Raw genomic sequence first — 393 nt, forward strand, 5'->3', positions numbered from 1 at the left:
AGGGCTACGGTCTGGGCACGCACTTCGAGGGCCGCAACGCCACCCACCAGATGAAGAAGCTCACGCTCGAGGACCTGAAGAAGTTCCGCGACCACCTGCGGATCCCCATCAGCGACGAACAGCTCGAAGCTGACCTCTACAACGCCCCGTACTACCACCCGGGACCCGATTCGCCCGAGATCAAGTACATGCTCGAGCGCCGGAAGACCCTGGGCGGCTTCGTTCCCGAGCGCCGCGACAACTCCAAGCCAATCCACCTGCCGGATGAAAAGGCCTACGAGGTCGCCATGCGCGGCTCGGGCAAGCAGCAGGCAGCCACCACCATGGCCTTCGTCCGGCTGCTCAAGGACCTGATGCGGGACAAGGAGTTCGGCAAGCGCGTCGTGCCCATCA

At 64.1% G+C, this 393-nt stretch carries 1 pseudogene; it reads left to right on the plus strand.

The window, feature by feature from the left end:
- Positions 1–393: pseudogene (locus AC5RWU_RS24680) on the plus strand (pyruvate dehydrogenase (acetyl-transferring), homodimeric type); the annotation flags it as partial.

Source organism: Arthrobacter sp. B0427-1-12, from assembly GCF_059092905.1.